Below are 19,025 nucleotides of genomic sequence, written 5' to 3'. Positions count from 1 at the left end.
CACTCCTCTCCCTAAATATTGTAACAAAAACACATAAAAATACTATGAACAATTCGTGAAATCACTTTTACAACGTGGCAATAAGAAAAACCACACTTCCCCACAGTTTCTAATAAAACGTTTTCATTTCCTTCTATTATATAGAAAAAACTCAAATGGATTATGAAACTCCTTTAATTGTTATTAACATAACAAAGGTAACATAGTTTCTCAAATAATTAGCACGCTACTAGTACGCCTATTTACATATTGGTTTAAAAAATATTTTTTTCAAATGCTGTCTCTATACAATGCAAAGTTGATTTTATAATACTTCTACTATTAATAATTTCAAGATTATGCATAAATATCATACTTTTATTATTATTCTATAAAATGTCATACTTTTCTTTCATTTGACCCTTTATTTCTAATTTTGTATACTTCCCTCTAGTTATATATTTTCGATACGGAACAACTTCATATAGATGGGAGGAATTTTTCATGCTTCGTTATTCTCTTTTAGTTTTATTAGGAGCGTGTAGTTATGGAATTTTAGCTATTTTTGTTAAGCTTGCATATGCAGAAGGATTTTCACTTGGAGAAGTAATTGGCAGCCAATATTTGTTCGGTTGGATTATTTTGCTTGCTATTACACTTCTATTTTCTAGACATCGCGTTCCTTTAAAGCAAGCATTACTTTTATTCGTTGCAGGAACATCTGCAAGTTTTACCGGAATTTTTTATTATGCTTCATTAAAAACTGTACCAGCTTCTATTGCAATTATTCTTTTATTCCAATTCGTTTGGGTCGGAATTATCATTGAAGCAGTCGCAACAAAAACATTACCTTCAAGAGAAAAAGTTATTTCTGTTATTTTCTTACTTGTAGGGACATTTTTATCCAGTGGTTTACTAGAACAATCAGCAGGTGCTTTCGATACGACTGGAATCATTTTAGGTTTATTATCTGCTGTTACATTCGCAACATACATTTTCGTGAGCGGAAAAGTTGCTGTTGAAGTACCTTCATTACCGCGCGGTGTTCTCTTAATGACTGGTGCTTTAACTTTAGTCATGATTGTATTTCCACCAACATTTATTTTTAATGGTGCCATTTCTCAAGGTCTTTGGAAATACGGTTTAGGATTAGGAACATTTAGTATCGTAATTCCATCTATTGCCTTTACAATCGGAATTCCAAAAATCGGTTCTGGCTTAGCGACTATTCTTGGTGCAGCGGAACTACCGGTTACAACAATTATGTCAGTATTCGTTTTAAAAGAGGCTGTACTATCTTCACAATGGTTCGGTGTATCACTTATTTTAATCGGGATTGCAATCCCGCAAATTGCATACGCAATGCGTGGACGCGGACGTTATCGTAAACATCATACGCATAAAAAAATAGCAGCATGAACGAGAGAGGATTTTCATTTGAAAATCCTCTCTTTTATTGTTGTATACTTATAGTAAAGATTTTGCTGAAGAAAGAAGGCATACTACATGGTATCTATTTCAAATCAACTAAAAGAAAAACTTATTTCCATCCGTCGACATTTACATGAGTATCCAGAACTATCATATGAAGAGTTCGAAACAACAAAAGCAATAAAAAATTGGTTAGAAGAAAAAAACATTACTATCATTGATTCCAATTTAGAAACAGGAATTATCGCTGAAGTGTCTGGTAATAAAAACGGACCAATTGTAGCAGTTCGTGCTGATATTGATGCCCTTCCTATTCAAGAAGAAACACATTTGTCCTATGCATCTAAAGTACCAGGGAAAATGCATGCTTGTGGACACGATTTTCATACAGCTGCTATTTTAGGTACTGCTTTCTTATTAAAAGAAAGAGAATCTTCCCTAAATGGAACGGTTCGCTTCATATTCCAACCAGCTGAAGAAAGTAGTAATGGCGCTTGCAAAGTTATTAATGCTGGACATTTACGTAATGTGCAAGCGATTTTCGGCATGCATAATAAACCTGATTTATCAGTAGGTACAATTGGCATTAAAGATGGTCCACTGATGGCCGGAGTTGATCGATTTGAAATTGAAATTCACGGAGTTGGTACACACGCGGCTGTACCAGATGCTGGCGTAGATCCTATTGTCGCATCCTCTCAAATTGTGATGGCACTGCAAACAATTGTAAGCCGAAATATAAGTTCATCTCATAATGCAGTTGTTAGTGTTACAAATATTCATGCGGGAAATACGTGGAACGTGATTCCTGCAAAAGCTACGTTAGAAGGAACTATTCGCACGTTCCAAGCTGAAACACGTGAAAAGATCCCAGCACTCATGGAGCGTATTATTAAAGGTGTATCTGATGCATTAGGTGTAAAAACCGAATTTCGTTTTTATTCAGGTCCTCCTGCTGTTCACAACGATAAAGCTCTTACAGACTTATCTACTCACGTTGCCACAAAGATGAATCTTAATATCATCTCGCCTAGTCCGTCAATGGCTGGAGAAGATTTTTCATTTTACCAACAGGAAATACCAGGTTCATTCGTCTTTATGGGAACGAGCGGTACACATGAATGGCATCATCCTGCTTTTACAATTAATGAAGAGGCACTGCCTATAAGTGCCGAATACTTTGCTTTACTAGCCGAAAGAGCACTTAAACAATTCTCATAAAAAAAGCCGTTCAAAGTGCATCTCAGCACCCTGAACGGCTTTTCTTATTAAGTTAAATCACGTTTTAAAAACACAGTATATGAAATACATAAAAATACGAACAAATAAAGTAGTAACATACATGATGCAAACGGGAATGTTACTCCATCAATAAAACTTCCATTCTTTGAAATACTATATAAATCTGTGTTTGCTGGCAATAAATATTTCGCCCAGTTATATCTAGTGGCTGCTAATAACGCAATATTGCCTGATAAAGCAAGGAATAGTGAAATACCAATTGCACCTCCACTAGATCTCGTTAACACAGAAATCATAAATGCAAACGATGCATACACAACCGTTGGTAACCACGATAAAACATAATATTTACTTGCTTCCACAAAAATATTTTGTTTTATTATATTTCCATCTTGGAAAATAAACTCACTCCATGCAGGCTGTTGGAATTTATAAATAACAAGTCCACATAAAGCGGAGAAAATCATATTAAATATAAACAATAAAGCTGCAAATATAACGATTGCTAAAAACTTTGCTGTTAAAATTTTAAATCGACTCGCCGGACGGATTGTTAAAAATTTATATGTTCCCCAGCTATATTCATTCGCAAAAATTGTACTTGCATACACGAGGATAAATGGGAGCAAAATTGGAAATACGATAAAACCTGTATCTCTCATGAAAGAAAGTGGAGAACTGCTTGCCGGTGCTGTATCCGTATCTAAATGCTTCATCTTAAGCTGGTATTCTTTTACAAGCTCATCCCCTGATTTTTCTGCTAAAATAGCTTCTTTTTTCATGCCAAGCTTTTTCTCAATTTCTACAGTACGTTCTGTATAATCTACTTTCCATCCTTTTGTTTCCGGTTCAAAATACTTTACCGTAACCCACCCTAATCCGATTATTAATACTGCAATAACCGCAAATGGAATAATCGTTCGCTTCCGCTTAAATATTTTATACAGTTCGTTATATACTAAATTAAACAATATCTTTTCCCCCTGTTAATTCTAAAAATTGCTCTTCTAACGTTTTTCTTTCTTCATATACACGATACACTTGAATGTTTTTCTCAAGCAATGTACGAATAACATTTGGGATTTCTTCATCTTTTACGTTAATAATTAATTCATTATCTTTTACTAAAACATCATGCCCTAACATTTCCGCTGCTTTATTCGCATCATCTACACGTATACGGATCGTCTCCATCTCTTCACTTTGACTATGCTGAATGTTTTGCGTAGCCACATATTCCCCGTGCTGAATAATGATAACTCTGTCACACATTAATTCAACTTCTGAAAGTAAGTGACTCGATACAAGTACAGCTTTTCCTTGTTCATGTGCAATTTTTTTTATGTACATTCTCATTTCATGTATTCCACTAGGGTCTAATCCATTCGTCGGTTCATCTAGTACCAACACATCCGGATCGTGAATAAGCGCCTGAGCGATTCCTAAACGTTGTCTCATGCCAAGTGAATATGCTTTTACTTTACGATTAATTACTTGTCCCATTCCTAACAATTTCACTACTTCATCGATACGTTCTTCGGTCACATTACCATTCATTCGTCCGAAATATGTTAAATTTTCATACCCGCTCAAAAAAGGATAAAATTCGGGTGTCTCAATTACCGCCCCAATTTTCGCAGCGGTTTTTTCAAATTGCTGTTTCACAGATTGACCATCAATCCATACTTCACCTTCTGTCATACGGATCATACCAACCATCATTCTCATTAAAGTCGTTTTTCCAGCACCGTTTGGTCCGAGTAAACCGACAACCTCGCCTTTTTTCACTTCAAAACTAATATTTTGTACAAGTGTCTTTGAGCCAATTCGCTTCGTTAACCGATCGACTTTTACAATTGATTGTTCATTTGTCATTCTATACAACCTTTCCTTCCCATTCTTTGTCAGGTCTTTTCACTGTAACATGATTATTTTTATGTGTAAAATGAACACTCCCCCACTTAGCAAAGCTTGAAGTGGGGGTTTCTAACGTTTCGACCTAACGGACGATTAACGTCAGAGGAGTTAACACATTAGCGAGCTGTTTCACGCCTAACCCCTCTATCCCATTTGTCCATGCATTTGGGATTACTTTTCGTAAAATGTTAGCCGCAGCATTTACATCAGCATTAATTAAAGTTTTATTTGCTGAACGATATATGCCGCGCTCTATTCGTTTTCCTGAAAAAGTTGTATTTTGGTCATTTTCTCCATACGTTGGAATGAAGTCGTTATCCAGAAAACTTGCTTTCGATGTATATGATTCTTCAGTTACAACAACTTGAATGCCTACAGCATTTGCTTTGTATGTAATCATTTGAATCAGTAAATTGTGCGGGATATGACAAAACGATTGGTTATTTCTTTTTCCCATATTCGTTTCTTGTTTCCAACTTTTGTTTTGACCAATAACGATTTTACAAACTTCTTCTTCTTGAGCTAGTTTTACGATATGGTGACTAACTTTATGGAAGACGTCTTTTATTTTCAAGTAACGTTTTTGATGAAGTTTTTCTATCCTTTTAGAAGTAAAAGGTCCTTCATTCGTTTGTTTTCCATTTCTAAGAATGCTTGTAAAATGACTCTTCATTTTGTTGTAATATTGATTTATGCTTTTGACATGTTTGCCCTTAACAAGGACAGGTTTCATACCTGTGTTTGTTACGATGGTTGCAAGGTTATCAATCCCTAAATCAATACTCATATAACGAGCATTCTCTTCAATCATTTGTTGTTCAGAAGGAACATCAATTACCAATTCCACTACATATTCATTGTATTTTGGAATCACACGAACTTGTTTCAGTTTACCTTCAGTGAAACCTAGTTTCCCAATATTTAATTGTAATTTCGTCTTTGGAAACTTTAAAAATCTACCGTTTTTAATGATACAATCTTGGTTTGTATACAGAATCTCTTTTTCAGAAGAACGAATATACTTTGGAATCCTAGGCGTTCCAGCATATTTGTTTGGATTCTTTTTATAGTCTTTTAAACTAGCAAAAAAAGATTTCCAATTTTGGAACAAACCCTTCATGATTGACTGGCTACATTGCGTAGGCAAAGCTCGATAATCATTTTGAATCATAGCCTTAAATAGTGCATCTAGAAAGTTGTAATCTACATAAGGTTTTTCAAAATTAGGTTCTGAAAACAAATTACATGTAATCTCTTTCTGTTCTTCTTTAGGCTTTAATTTCTCTTTTTTCAATTTCTTCCGATAGGCAAGAAGTTGTGTGTCATTCATCTTATCAATATTTTTATGAATATTATCCAGAACTTCTTTTTGCAAAGGCTGCAACTCTTTTTCTTGTGTTAATCCAGTGTACACCTGGCGTATATAAAAGTTTGTGGTGTTATACATATTCTTAGCGTTATGACAACATTCTTGAAAATAAGAATACATACGATGCCCTTTTTTAATCCAAATTTGAAGAGTTTTATAGTTTGATGGATTTTCCTTTGTCATTTTATTCACCTCCTTGTTAAGGATATTATAGCAAAAAAGAACGTACGTTTCTGTTTTTCTTGAAAATAAAATATTTCTTTCGATTCACCTCACCACCTTCATTTACGTTTAGAGGTGGGAGTCCTCTCAAAAGGCATTTCAAGAAAAAGGCATGATTTCTCATGCCTTTTTCTTGAAATGCAACGAATTTTTATCTTGTAAACTTTGAACAAATCGAAAACATTGCACCATCGATAATAGAAGGATAACAATCATAATTATACTCACTACTACTATTGCATATATTGTAATTGGCGCACTATTTACTCCTTGTATCCCTGCGATTTTCATAAAGATAACCGTAAATAATTTTAAAAATAGCATCCCATTAATTAATCCGAAAACAAATGCTGCTCCATAAATGAATAATTGCTCCTGAAATAATAAACATAGCACTTCTTTTCTTTTCATATTTTCTGCTACATAAGATGTAAACTCCTCTCTCCTCACATGCAAAAGGGAGTACATCATTTGATATGTAGTAAAAATACATATGAAAATTAGTACAATAAACAGCGTGTAAAAATACATTTGAAATACAAATGTATCCCCTACTTTCCAAATGGCTCCTTCATTAAATTGTAACGATATCATAAAAAACAAAATCATAGTACTCATAGCAATCCAAATAAATTGCTTCATCCTTTTGGTAGCAAATGTTCTAATATTTTTTCTCGCTAGCCGACATAAAGACATAAAATTCTTCCCCTACCTTATTACATACGCATTCTATACTACTAGTGTATAAAAATATGACATTTTAAACATCGCACTACAATCGGAATTTCTTCTAAGTCTTTAGTCCTAGAAAACGAAATGATAAAAAAATCACATTTAGAATATAATTGTAAAAAGGAGGAGATTGCATGCGTATAAAATTACTATCAATCTTGTCTTTATTATTACTCACAAGTTGTAGCCCACTAAAAAACAATGAAGTTGCCATTGTTGAGCCATACAAATTAACAAAAGAGCAAGCTTCTATTTTACAAATGACTCCTTTTCAAGAAGGAAATAGCATGTTTTATAACATTACGCTTAAAAATGATAAAGATGAAATAAATGCTACAATTGATTATTATAACAATGGTAAAAAAACAAAAGAAATTGCTTACATTGCTACCTCACATTTTCTAGAAAAGAAAATAAAACTCTCTTTCATATCGCCATACCCCTACTTTAATGAAGATGTACCAGAAAAAGGGCAATGGTATATTAATATTAATGGTGGTGCAACACTTGTTCCTGAAGAAGCGCCACCAATCGTAAATAGCTCTGCAACTACTACAATCCAATCTATAAAAAATTTAAAATACAATCAAAAAACGATTTTAGCTGCTGTAATCCAAACCAGTAAAGAAACTGTAATCGTTCCTATCATTGATGAAGAAACAGGCATTGATCTACTCTTAAAAGAAAATGAACACGTTTATCTATTTAGTATCGAGCTAAAAAAAGAACAATAAAGCGGAAATGCAACTTAAGTTGCATTTCCGCTTTATTGTTTAATAAGGTGTACTTTTATGAATCTGAATTAAATCCATTTTCTGTTACTACTATTACTCATCTTCTACTTCTATTCTTTTCTTCTCTCTTGCAATTTTTAAAAACTCTAGTAGCTCTGGATTACTATTCATTTTTTTGTAAGCCACTGACATTTCTGCAACAAAATTAGAATCATATAACTCTTTATATACAACTTCTGTTTTATATAACTTATTTGCCGACACGGGTATTACTGTAATTCCAATTCCTGCTGCTACAAGCCCCATAACTGTTTGATACTCTGTTGCTTCTTGTACAATACGCGGACTAAATCCAACTTCTCTGCAAAGAGATAAAATTGTATCATATAAAGCTGGCCATACTGGTCTCGTAATAAATACAAACGGCTCATCTCGTAAATCTTCTATATGTATTTCATCTTTCTCTGCAAGCGGATGTGCCTTTGGTAAACATAAGGTGCAAGATAACCTTTGAATTGGCTCTAATTCTAATAATTGTGTTGGAATTGGCGGACGTAAAAAGCCAATATCAATACGGTTATCATGAAGTGCATGAACTTGATCTGGTGTTGACAATTCATGTAATGCAACAGACACTCTCGGAAATTTCTTTCTATATTCCCTAACAATTGATGGTAAAATATCGTATATCGCTGCACCTACAAAACCAATTGAAAGTGATCCCACTTCTCCCCTTTGCGCACTTTGTGCAACTTCTACTGCTTTTTCAATTTGTTCAAACGCTTTTTTTACTTCTTTTAAAAACATTTCTCCTGCTTCTGTTAGTTCAACCTTTCTTTTCGTTCTTGAAAATAATGTAACTCCCATTTCTTTTTCTAATTGCTGTATTTGTTGACTAAGTGGTGGCTGTGTCATTTGTAAACGAGCAGCCGCCCGTCCAAAGTGTAACTCTTCTGCCACAACAACAAAATATTGCAAATGCCGTAATTCCATTTTTGGACACCCTTTTCACTTTCGATTAATATGTCTAATATATTAATAACATATAATTTATATATTAGACAAATATTTTGAATGAACGTATAGTAGAAATTGTTAATTCTTTTTTACAATTTTTATGTAAAAAAAGAAAGAGGTGGTTACTGTATGAAATGGTGGAAGTTAAGCGGACAAATTTTGTTACTATTTTGTTTCGCTTGGACAGGTGAATGGATTGCAAAACAGGCACACCTCCCAGTTCCAGGAAGTATAATCGGTATTTTTTTATTATTAATTTCATTAAAATTTAACCTAGTTAAAAAAGAATGGATACAGGACGGAGCAGATTTTTTATTAAAAGAACTTATTTTATTTTTCATCCCTTCTGCAGTCGCTGTCATACGTTACAGAGATACACTAACACAATATGGAATCGATCTCATTTTAATTATTATGATTAGCACTCTTTGCGTTACCTTAGTTACAGGACTTTTAACAGAATTGCTACTAAAGCGGAAAGGATCAACGCAATGATCGGATTTCTTTGTTTACTATTAACACTATTCACATATTGGATATCAAAAAAAATGTATCAACGCTGGAATTGGAGTCTACTTTCTCCTCTTCTCGTCTGTCCCATTATTTTAATTGCTTTATTGCTCGGATTAGATACACCTTATGAAACATATGAATCTGGTGGTCACTGGTTAACTGAATTATTAAAACCCGCAACAGTTGCTTTTGCATGGCCAATCTATAAATACTTTGATTTATTAAAGAAACATGGAATGGCTATCTTACTTAATGTCATTGTCGGTTCGTTTTTATCAGTCATTACTTCAGCACTACTAGCAAATTATTTTCAAATTGATTCATCACTAGAACATAGTTTAGCGCCACATATCGTAACAACACCAATCGCAATGGCTATTTCAGAAATGATTGGTGGTATGTCACAATTAACTGCTGTATTTGTCGTTTTAACTGCCTTAACAGGAGCATTGCTCGGTCCTTCTCTCATACGTATTTGCCGTATTAAAACAGCAATCGCAAAAGGTATTATGTTAGGAACGAGCGCAAATGGAACCGGTACATCAAAAGCATTCGAAATCGGTCCTGTGGAAGGAACAATTGCAAGTTTATCCATGCTTTTAACAGCAGGCGCTAGTTTGGTTATCGTTCCGCTTTTCTTGTCTTGGATACATTAAAGAAGCAAGTATTTACATACTTGCTTCTTTATTTATATATTGGCACAGCAATTCATAATCCTCTGGAAAAGCTAAACACAATTGTTCAACTTCATGTATCCCTTTCCAAGCAATTTCATGTATTAACTCATCAGGATCTTGGATTTTCATATTACCGCCTATTTGTTTAACAAAATAATAATGGACATACACTGGAATTCCGTATGTAATACCCTCTTTTTCATATATTTTATTTACAACTTCCACATTGTAACCCGTTTCTTCCCAAACTTCCCTGATACAACATTCTTCTAGTGTCTCTCCCTTTTCAAGTCCTCCACTTGGGACAGACCACCTTTTTTCTTCTCCCTCTTTGCCCTGCAATACCATTAAAACTTCATTTTTTTCATTTACACATACCGCTGCACTACCTATCCATCTCTCCATAAACATCCCTCCCCTACTAAAATTCGCCTTCTTTATTATTTTCCCCTTGAAAAAAAGAGGAAAATAATAAAACAACGACGAAAAGTTACATCAACTTCATAGACAATCCCTTCTTAGAAATTAAAACTGGAAGGATGAAAATATGATTTCTAATTATGTTGTGGAATGTGTCTTTTGTGAAGAAAATCGAAAACCTCGCCAAGCTATTGTCACAGTTCCCGCCACTACTCAGCTACTAGCCCTTGAAAAAGTGCGCGCGGAATGCAAACGTCGCTTCGGAAAAACTGTATTATTGCAAACAGAAATTAAAGAAGAAATAATTTTCGAACAAAAAGAAAGCTGACCATAAATTGGTCAGCTTTCATATCCGATCATATTTTCACATGAAGATTAGGGGCATCCTCTTTAAGGATCGGGATTTTCCCATTATGTACGTTCCATAATGGTCATCGAACAATATATTTCTATGCAATTAACTATTGAATAGAATAGGGCAAAACTTGTTCGCATTTTTAGAAAAGGGATAGGGATATAATTCAAGTAGTACTTCGAATACTCGAACTTTACACTCATAATATTAAAACAAATCCTTTTATATGGGAAATATGAATTACCTATATAATTCATTCGTAAAATATATTAATAGTTTGCTATATTAATTTTATCCCGCTATTTGTAGGCAGTAACCCCCTGCTGATTATAATTTCACTTTATTCCATCAATAGCATACATCCAGCTAAAACCGGTGTCATAATCATCGAAAACCTCAAAAGCGTTCGCGGTGCATAATTTGTAAACTTCGCACCAATGTATGCCCCTAACATGGTCCCAATCAATACTTGCAATAACAATATATAATCTAAATATCCTTCCGAACTATATCCTAGCCCGCCTCCAATTGCAATCGGTAATATAACAAGCATTGTTGTCCCTACAGATTGCTGAATCGTAAGTCCCAATAGAACCATTAATCCAAGTTGAATAAACGGTGCAGAACCAATCCCAAATGAACCAGCCATCATTCCAGTAACTAATCCAAGGCATACACATTTCAACAAGTATTTCACGGAAAACTCTTTATGTTTATATAAAGACGACTGTTCTTTTTTTTGGAACATAATTAATTTAATAAACATAAAAATTGCCGATAAAAATAACATCCCAGCTGTAAACCAATGAAGAAGATGTGCTGGTATAAGTGAACCAAATTTAGAACCAATATAAGAGCCAATTGCGCCAAATCCCCCAACAATCCCACCTATAATAAGTGCAACATTGCCTTCACGGTAATGACTTACAACACCTGATAATGTCGTAAATGCCATTGCAGTTAAAGATGTTGCAAGAGCAACATGAATAGGAATTTGGAATACCAAAGTGAGTATCGCGATAATAAATCCAGCTCCTCCAGCTCCAACAAATCCTAATAAAATACCCATTACTAACATTGTTATAATAATTGCCACAGACTTTCCCTCCAGTAACACAATTATCCATCATATTTATCCTTACATACAAATAAAAAGCATCCTAGACGGATGCTTTTTATTTCAATGATATGTACTTAATTTGATTAATCAAAATAACTGCTGGACCAGCGACCACCACTCCAGCTACTTCTATCTTTTCAAATTCCTTTACTGTAATAGAGATAACTCCTTCTCTTTCCATCAATTCTTTACTCAGGACATCAGTCGGGATTGCTTTCACCGTCTTACCTCCTTTTCATTTATACAATATGATAAAATGAAACTTTAATCAGTGGGGGTTTTTTCCGTACTTATTAATTATTACCCCTCACCAATCGGACTAATAATCACCCAATGCATCTATATATATGCATCACCTCCGCTTTCATTCCTTATTCCACTCAAAAACCTTCTCCCCCTTCCGTGACATATTGAAAAATAAAAAAGAAGCTATAACATATAGCTTCCCTCTACATTTCTTTAATCTTTATGCACCGTATATTCCATGACTTTTCCATCTCTATCAAATTGGAAAACAAGCTGTTCGCTATCTATTGGAATAAAGCCACGTTCAGTCCCAAGATAATACAAAGTGATAACTCCTTCTTCCCCACTTCTCGTGTCCGTTGAAGCGCCTAACAATTGTGTAATTTCTTCATTTGATTTCCCTATTAATTTATATTTTTGTAATAGATCATCTACCATATGTATCCGTTTCTCTGCATGATTTAACCATCTATTTTGATTAAACTTTGACGTATATTCATTTACACTTAGTTGTACAGTGCATACTATTAATGGTATGAGTGCTACTATTAAAACCCCAGACATTTGCTTCTTTTCTTCATTACGATTTTTAGAAGCATATAAAATAACCCTTTGAACCATGACTAATAAAACAAATGGTATGAATACTACAAAAATGCTCCTTACACTTAAGGGCATATGGATCATATCGATGACGAATATAAATAGAATGTACATTACTATATACAAACAAAAATAGACATACAAAATGCCACGTAGCATAGCGCTCAGAAAGATCCCCCCTTTTAACTCACTATATAATTCATCCTGCTAATCATTTCTCGAATCTGTTCTAATTCTTGCACTGTATATACTATTTTCCCTGCTAAGATTTCATTTCTGAAGAACGTTACAATTTGCTCCCGATCTTTTAATCTAGGTGTTTCCTCACTAGAAAGATCTATTATTTCTTTTCCATTTTCATTATAAAAATATACAACTGGTTTTACCTTTTCTTTTATACTATTAGTCTGCATTTCTTTCAAACAATTGTATAAAATTTGAGATAGTTTCTTCGCCTTATATACTGGATTCCCTTCATTTTTCACTTGTATAGTTGACGAATCTTTACCTACTATATATTCAAATGTCTCTTCTTTTTCAACTTCTTGTTGATACTTACCCATTTCATCAATCATAAATGAATATATACCAGCATTTTCTTTCGTTAAACCATGAACTAATTTCTCTTCCCATTCTTTCGTCTCAAGTAGATAAATACCAGTTTTGCACAAGATGAGATGATGGATTCGATTATCGTTTATTTCACTATTATTTTTAATAAAAACATTCGGCATGATTTGAATTTCAGCATCTAATATGATGCCTTGCTCTATGAATCCTCGCTTCATATAATGTAATGTTTCGTACGTATTCATTTCAGCGCCGTTTTTAGTATATTCTCGTAAATTTGCAATTAATTTTTGAAACATATGTATTTCATTATTATGTTTATTTTGTATTTCACTACGTTCTTTACTATGCTGCACAGCTAATTGATTTTTCATCATACGCATATTTTCAATTTCTCTATTTGCACTTACTTGTAAATCATTGTATTTTTTCTGCTCCATATTTTTCAAATTATTTTGTTGTTCTGTATGCTCTATCACCGTAGCTGCAATTTCATTTTTATACGTTTCAATCGCTTGTTTCTTTTCAAATTCTACTTGCTGACTCTCTGATTCTAACTGTTTATTTTTATAAAACAGCACAAATACTACAGCTAATAATATTAAAACCGCACCTATTAGCACATAATTCATATTTTTACCCCTTTATTTCATTTTCGATTATTTTTTATAAATATATCTACTATAGTATACTATGGTTTCGATACAGACTTTGTAAAAGTTGTATATTTTTAATAAAAGGCACCTCTGACGGGGCACCTTTTATTTTCACTCTATTGTACACCATACTGAATATAACTTGGATCGTAGTATATCCATTGATTTGTCCCTAAGCAAAGCCATCCATCTTGCTTACTCCATACTCGATACGATTCACCATGATGTAACTGTCTTATAACATTTCCTTTTAATGATGGAGCATCACGCAAATTTACATTATCACCAGTAATAGTCGCCACATAATGTTTATACTGAATATAACTCGGATCATTATATACCCACTGATTTGTCCCTAAACAAAGCCATCCATCTTGTTCTCCCCAAACTTCATATGTTTCGCCACGATTCAATTGGCGAATTACACTAGACTGCAAAGATGGTCCACTTCTCAAATTCACATTATCTCCATTAATTATAGCAACCCCGTACACTGGAGTTGCATTATTAGGCGGAGAAACATTCCCTCCACCACTTGCTCCATTCCCTTGTAAAGCTTCTAGTGAAACTGCAGCTGATACATCACAATTTCCTACACCTGAAATTTGTCCAGAATCTGTGTACTGCCATGCTGTCCACGCTGTCCATCCACCAGCATCAGCAGGCGGTGTACTCGAGTATTTAGCAATCCAAAGTGGAATATCACTTAATCCGCTAATTCCGAACTCATTAATATACCAAACTCCTGTATATAACATTACATCTTTTCCAGTAGCCTGTTTCACATAATTTATGAAGCTTCTTGCCCAATTCGATATAGCGCTACCAGTTAAATTACTATTACTCGGATCTTTTGGTGATTCTAAATCCAGAACTGGCATTAAGTCTGTCTGGTTACTTTGTAATATACTCACAAAATATTTCGCCTCTGAAATTGCATCATTTTGTTCTGGACGTGCAAAATGGTATGCACCAATTAATACATTCGCACTTCGGGCTGCTTGTACATTTTTAGTAAAAGTAGGATCAATGTAATTTACACCTTCTGTCGCTTTTGCATACGCTGCTGGAATTCCAGATGCCTTCACTGCATTCCAATCAATATTCCCTTCCCAATGAGACACATCAATTAACGTAACATTTGAACTCGATCTGTTTTGCATATAAAATCTCCTATTAATTTTTTTACTTCGTATACATACAATATGTACAAATTTCATAAGAGGACACGACATTTATGCTATAGAAACAAAGAGTAAATATATTTTGTATACAAAATAAAAAAGACCTTGTATTTACAAGGCCTTTTGCAAACTCCCTTTATTTTGTAACAAGTACATATTATAATACAAACCTTGCTCACTTAGTAATTCTTGATGTGTTCCTCTTTCTACTATCTCTCCATCATGCATCACAAAAATTTGATCTGCATCTTGAATTGTAGATAACCTATGCGCAATGGCTATCGTAGTTCTACCTTTTCGCATTTGTTGCAACGCTGTTTGAATAGCCTCTTCTGTTTCTGTATCGATATTAGCTGTTGCTTCATCTAATACTAATACTTTCGGATTCGTTGCTATCGTTCTAGCAAAAGCAATTAATTGTCGTTGACCGCTTGAAAATGCTGCACCTCTTTCTACTACTTCTGTTTCATACTGCTCTGGTAACTTTTCAATAAACGTATTCGCTTGCACAAATCGAGCAGCTTCTTTTACTTCTTCATCCGTAATTTCTTCATTATACATACGAATATTTTGCTTTACATTTCCAGCAAATAAAAATGCATCTTGCAATACGAGTCCTATTTTCTTTCTAATTTCTCGTTCTTCAAATTTTTCTAAATCTACACAGTCTATTACAATATTTCCCGACTTAATATTATAAAATCGCATTAACAAATTCATAATCGTACTTTTTCCGCTACCAGTATGCCCAACAAAAGCAACCGTTTGCCCTTGTTTCACGTGAAATGATACATTTTTTAAAACGTCACGCTTTCCATCATATGAAAAAGTAACATTTTTAAATTCAATATCTCCATCGACAACTTGAGGATTCTCATTGCCTTTTTGAACCGGTGCTAAATCTTTCTCGTCCATTAAATGAAATACACGTGATGACGAAACAAGTGCCTGTTGGAAAAAGGACAATTTCATCATCATCTCATTTACAGGTTGGAAGAAACGATGTATATAGTTAACAAAAGCATATAAAACTCCTACTTCAACAGGGCTCTTTAAAGCATCAATCCCAAATAAACCTAGTACTAACGCAATAGCTACAATATGTACTAAATCCGTAGCTGGTCGTAAAAGTAATGCGTCTAACTTCAAAGTACGTCGCCCTGCACTATAATGTTTATTATTCACTTCTTCAAACTCTTTTCTCATACGTTTTTCTTGTCTGAACACTTGAACAATATTCATTCCTTGTATGGACTCGTTCAATTTTGCATTTAACACGCTTAGTTGATTACGTACTTCTAAATAAAAAGCTGCACTTTTCCGGCGATATAATACCATAATCGCGAACATTATCGGAATTAATATGAGAGAAAATAACGCTAATTTTACATCTAATAAAAACATCGCTATTAAAATACCTACTAAAAAGACTACATTTTTCACAAATGTTGATAATACACTGACATAAAAATCTTTAATCGCTTCCGTATCATTCGTTATACGAGATACGAGCGTACCAATTGGCGTACGATCAAAGAAACTTAATGACAGCTTTTGAACATGTTCATATACTTCAACTCGCATATCTTGAACAATCTTAAAAGCAATGTTCTGAAAGTACAATAGATTTAAATACGTAAATAATACTTTTAATAAATGAGCAACTATGTAAATTACAAATAAAGTAACGAGTGCTGATCGTTCAAAATCACGCGGTACTAGGTGTTCATCAAGGAATTGTTTAATTAAAAAAGGCCCCATCATTTCCGTTACTGTCGCACCAACTAAAAAGATAAATGCTAAAGATAGCAACCCTTTATATGGCTTCATATAAGAAAGCAATCTACTTAAATCACTTCGCTTCTTCTCTACCATCATACGCCTCCTTTCTCGACTAAAGCTTCTAATTGCTGGCTTTCATACATTTCCTTATACCAGCCGTTTTCCTTCATTAATTCCTCATGTGTACCTCTTTGTACAATTCTACCTTCATCAACAACAAGAATAAGATTAGCATGCTGAATTGCACTTAATCGGTGTGCAGTAATAATCGTCGTTTTCCCTGCTCTTTCCCTCTTTAAGGCACTTAAAATTGTCTCTTCTGTTTTTGCATCTACCGCTGATAAACAATCATCCAAAATTAAAATTTCAGCATTTGTTAATAAAGCACGAGCAATAGAGATTCGCTGTTTTTGACCACCAGATAACGAAACGCCTCTTTCCCCTACTACTGTTTCATATCCTTCTGAAAATTGGAGGATATCATTATGAATACAAGCAATCTCTGCAGCTTGGGTAATTTCATTATATGTAGCATCCGCCTTTCCAAAGGCAATATTCTCACCAATACTTGCTGAAAATAAAAAATGATCTTGCGGCACATATGAAATGGCAGAACGGACACCATGAAGTGTTAAATCTCGAATATCTCGCTCCCCAACTTTTAATTCACCATTAAAATGATCATACTCACGGATTAAACATTTTAATAAAGTCGTTTTCCCTGCACCTGTACGTCCTACAACTCCTAGCGTTTCGCCCTTCTTCAAATCAAAGTGAATATCGTTTAAATGTAACAGTTCATTTTTCTTATACGAAAATGAATCAATGGCAAATGAAACATTACCGCTCGCTATCGTATGTACAGCATTTTCTCTATTTACTACATCTGATTTTTGTGAAAGAATTTTTTCTACACGGTCATATGAAGCACGCCCACGCTCCATAATATTGAACAACCATCCAAACGCTAACATTGGCCAAACGAGGGTACCTAAATATGTCGTAAATGTAACGAGATCACCTACTGTTAATTCACCTCTTACAACTAATACCGATCCGTAACATACTGCAATTAAAAAAGAAAATCCAACGATAAGAGCGATTGTCGGATCAAATAACGAATCAATACGTGCAACTAACACATTTTTATGCACAACATCTTCTGATTTTTTTCGAAACGCCTGCAAATCTTCTTTCTCTTGTCCAAGCGATCGAATCACTTTCATTCCACTCATACTCTCTTGCACTTTATCATTAATTTCCGAAAACGATTGCTGTGCTTTATGAAACCTTTTATGTAATAACGTTCCATAATAATTTGTCGAAATGGCTACAATCGGCATCGGAATTAAACTTAACAATGTTAACTTCCAACTAATTGTAAAACCCATCGCTACGAGTACACATCCCCCAACAGCTAATGAATCAACAAGCGTTAAAACACCCGCTCCAGCAGTTTGCTGGATTGCTTGAATATCATTAGTCGCATGTGCCATTAAATCACCTGTTCGATTTGACTGATAGAAAGATGGACTCATCTTTGTAAAATATTCATATAAATTTTTTCGTAATTGGCGAGCTAATTTTAACGAAGACCCGAAAATCATAATACGCCATATGTAACGCAATATGTACATCGTAATACCTACAATTACTAATAGTACAACCCATTTTAGTAACTTATCGGTCGTCAATGTTTCATCATTAATTTCATCTACAACGATTCCAATTACTTTTGGTGCTACGAGCTCTAAAAGTGCAACGCCAAATAATAAAATAATTCCGGTTATGTACGCTCGTTTTTCTTGTTTAAAAAACCACGCTAAATTCATAAACACTTTCATTTTTTTCCTCCTCCCTTAAAATGAGCGATGTTTTCAGTTTACCAAAAATACAGAATTTTTAAAAGTTTTAAAAACTGTAACTAACAAAAAGAAAGACACTCTTAGTGAGTGTCTTTTAGCGCTTATTTCATTTGTTGCTTGTTCATCGCGCTCATCATTTGATTGATTTTCTTTTGGGAAGGTTTTTGTCCCATTTGCATCATCATCATTTTTAACATTTGTTCGTTAATTGGTGGATTTTTTTGTAAGTAATTCATCATGTATTTGCGGGCAATGAAAAATCCTAACGCCACGCCTGCTACTAGTGCTACTACGCCCACTAGAATACCTAACCAAATTGGCATATATTTTCCTCCTTCATGTTGTCTACCTTACAGTGTACTAAAACCTTTTCAATAAGACAAGATACAAT

Annotated in this window: 21 protein-coding genes; 6 read left to right on the top strand and 15 right to left on the bottom strand. The window is 34.1% G+C overall.

Going from position 1 to position 19,025, the window contains the following annotated elements:
- Window positions 1-11 precede the first annotated feature (11 nt).
- A complete protein-coding gene (locus ASE54_RS37515; RefSeq protein WP_074790237.1) occupies window positions 12-161 on the bottom strand; it encodes a peptidase T in 150 nt (49 codons plus the stop codon).
- 322 nt (window positions 162-483) lie between these two features.
- Here ASE54_RS37515 and ASE54_RS08410 point away from each other — a divergent pair, with 322 nt between their 5' ends.
- Both ASE54_RS08410 and ASE54_RS08405 read left to right on the top strand, forming a co-directional pair.
- Window positions 484-1,398, top strand: a complete 915-nt coding sequence (locus ASE54_RS08410) for a DMT family transporter (protein ID WP_000947042.1) — start codon at window positions 484-486, stop codon at window positions 1,396-1,398.
- A gap of 87 nt (window positions 1,399-1,485) precedes the next feature.
- A complete protein-coding gene (locus ASE54_RS08405) occupies window positions 1,486-2,631 on the top strand; it encodes a M20 peptidase aminoacylase family protein (protein WP_000253664.1) in 1,146 nt (381 codons plus the stop codon).
- Window positions 2,632-2,678: 47 nt separating this feature from the next.
- Here ASE54_RS08405 and ASE54_RS08400 read toward each other — a convergent pair whose 3' ends face one another.
- The 4 genes from ASE54_RS08400 to ASE54_RS08385 form a co-directional block, all read right to left on the bottom strand.
- The gene (locus tag ASE54_RS08400; RefSeq protein WP_000482759.1) at window positions 2,679-3,623 is read right to left on the bottom strand and encodes an ABC transporter permease subunit; all 945 of its coding nucleotides are present in this window, start codon (window positions 3,621-3,623) and stop codon (window positions 2,679-2,681) included.
- Window positions 3,616-4,527: an ABC transporter ATP-binding protein gene (locus ASE54_RS08395; protein WP_000180626.1), complete on the bottom strand. Its 912-nt coding sequence runs from the start codon at window positions 4,525-4,527 to the stop codon at window positions 3,616-3,618. Before ASE54_RS08395 ends, ASE54_RS08400 begins: the two co-directional genes overlap by 8 nt.
- A 124-nt stretch (window positions 4,528-4,651) precedes the next feature.
- Window positions 4,652-6,121 carry an RNA-guided endonuclease TnpB family protein gene (locus ASE54_RS08390; protein ID WP_000159710.1) on the bottom strand — a complete coding sequence of 490 codons (1,470 nt, stop codon included), beginning with the start codon at window positions 6,119-6,121 and terminating at the stop codon, window positions 4,652-4,654.
- A 159-nt stretch (window positions 6,122-6,280) separates the two neighbouring features.
- Window positions 6,281-6,856, bottom strand: a complete 576-nt coding sequence (locus tag ASE54_RS08385; RefSeq protein WP_000050614.1) for an FtsX-like permease family protein — start codon at window positions 6,854-6,856, stop codon at window positions 6,281-6,283.
- A 170-nt stretch (window positions 6,857-7,026) separates the two neighbouring features.
- Between ASE54_RS08385 and ASE54_RS08380 the strand changes: the two genes are divergently transcribed.
- Window positions 7,027-7,626, top strand: a complete 600-nt coding sequence (locus ASE54_RS08380) for a hypothetical protein (protein ID WP_001220622.1) — start codon at window positions 7,027-7,029, stop codon at window positions 7,624-7,626.
- A gap of 93 nt (window positions 7,627-7,719) precedes the next feature.
- Here the strand turns inward: ASE54_RS08380 and alsR are convergent, their stop codons facing one another.
- Complete coding sequence (alsR, locus tag ASE54_RS08375) at window positions 7,720-8,619, bottom strand: acetoin biosynthesis transcriptional regulator AlsR (RefSeq protein WP_000423234.1); 900 nt, start codon at window positions 8,617-8,619, stop codon at window positions 7,720-7,722.
- A gap of 153 nt (window positions 8,620-8,772) precedes the next feature.
- Here alsR and ASE54_RS08370 point away from each other — a divergent pair, with 153 nt between their 5' ends.
- Entirely contained in the window at window positions 8,773-9,138 is a 366-nt protein-coding gene (locus ASE54_RS08370; protein WP_000872365.1) for a CidA/LrgA family holin-like protein, read from the top strand.
- Complete coding sequence (locus ASE54_RS08365; protein ID WP_000578954.1) at window positions 9,135-9,812, top strand: LrgB family protein; 678 nt, start codon at window positions 9,135-9,137, stop codon at window positions 9,810-9,812. The genes ASE54_RS08370 and ASE54_RS08365 overlap by 4 nt, the downstream gene beginning before the upstream one ends.
- 12 nt (window positions 9,813-9,824) lie before the next feature.
- Here ASE54_RS08365 and ASE54_RS08360 read toward each other — a convergent pair whose 3' ends face one another.
- Entirely contained in the window at window positions 9,825-10,238 is a 414-nt protein-coding gene (locus ASE54_RS08360) for an NUDIX hydrolase (protein WP_000442973.1), read from the bottom strand.
- Window positions 10,239-10,380: 142 nt separating this feature from the next.
- On the opposite strand from ASE54_RS08360, the gene ASE54_RS08355 reads away from it, so the two are divergent.
- Window positions 10,381-10,581 (top strand): DUF3903 domain-containing protein, encoded by a 201-nt coding sequence (locus tag ASE54_RS08355; RefSeq protein ID WP_000625226.1) that lies wholly within the window; start codon window positions 10,381-10,383, stop codon window positions 10,579-10,581.
- Between the two features lie 367 nt (window positions 10,582-10,948).
- On the opposite strand, the gene ASE54_RS08350 is transcribed toward ASE54_RS08355, so the two are convergent.
- From ASE54_RS08350 to ASE54_RS08320, 8 genes are all read right to left on the bottom strand, one after another.
- Window positions 10,949-11,704 (bottom strand): sulfite exporter TauE/SafE family protein, encoded by a 756-nt coding sequence (locus ASE54_RS08350; protein ID WP_000974664.1) that lies wholly within the window; start codon window positions 11,702-11,704, stop codon window positions 10,949-10,951.
- A gap of 79 nt (window positions 11,705-11,783) precedes the next feature.
- On the bottom strand, window positions 11,784-11,948 hold the full coding sequence (locus ASE54_RS33830; RefSeq protein ID WP_000644412.1) for a BC1881 family protein: 165 nt from the start codon (window positions 11,946-11,948) through the stop codon (window positions 11,784-11,786).
- Window positions 11,949-12,187: 239 nt separating this feature from the next.
- Window positions 12,188-12,736 carry a hypothetical protein gene (locus tag ASE54_RS08345; protein WP_000943748.1) on the bottom strand — a complete coding sequence of 183 codons (549 nt, stop codon included), beginning with the start codon at window positions 12,734-12,736 and terminating at the stop codon, window positions 12,188-12,190.
- Window positions 12,737-12,759: 23 nt separating this feature from the next.
- Window positions 12,760-13,779 carry an NERD domain-containing protein gene (locus ASE54_RS08340; protein WP_001110282.1) on the bottom strand — a complete coding sequence of 340 codons (1,020 nt, stop codon included), beginning with the start codon at window positions 13,777-13,779 and terminating at the stop codon, window positions 12,760-12,762.
- Between the two features lie 140 nt (window positions 13,780-13,919).
- A complete protein-coding gene (locus ASE54_RS08335) occupies window positions 13,920-14,966 on the bottom strand; it encodes a GH25 family lysozyme (RefSeq protein WP_001181414.1) in 1,047 nt (348 codons plus the stop codon).
- 132 nt (window positions 14,967-15,098) lie between these two features.
- Window positions 15,099-16,862, bottom strand: coding sequence for an ABC transporter ATP-binding protein (locus tag ASE54_RS08330; RefSeq protein WP_000229515.1), 1,764 nt, complete (start codon window positions 16,860-16,862; stop codon window positions 15,099-15,101).
- Window positions 16,862-18,613, bottom strand: coding sequence for an ABC transporter transmembrane domain-containing protein (locus tag ASE54_RS08325; protein WP_000862449.1), 1,752 nt, complete (start codon window positions 18,611-18,613; stop codon window positions 16,862-16,864). Before ASE54_RS08325 ends, ASE54_RS08330 begins: the two co-directional genes overlap by 1 nt.
- A 122-nt stretch (window positions 18,614-18,735) precedes the next feature.
- Window positions 18,736-18,957, bottom strand: coding sequence for a YneF family protein (locus tag ASE54_RS08320; RefSeq protein ID WP_001123317.1), 222 nt, complete (start codon window positions 18,955-18,957; stop codon window positions 18,736-18,738).
- Window positions 18,958-19,025 lie beyond the last annotated feature (68 nt).

Source organism: Bacillus sp. Root131, from assembly GCF_001429475.1.
GTDB lineage: Bacteria > Bacillota > Bacilli > Bacillales > Bacillaceae_G > Bacillus_A > Bacillus_A thuringiensis_S.
Note: the sequence above shows the minus strand (reverse complement) of the source record. Positions and strands in the feature narration are given on the sequence as shown.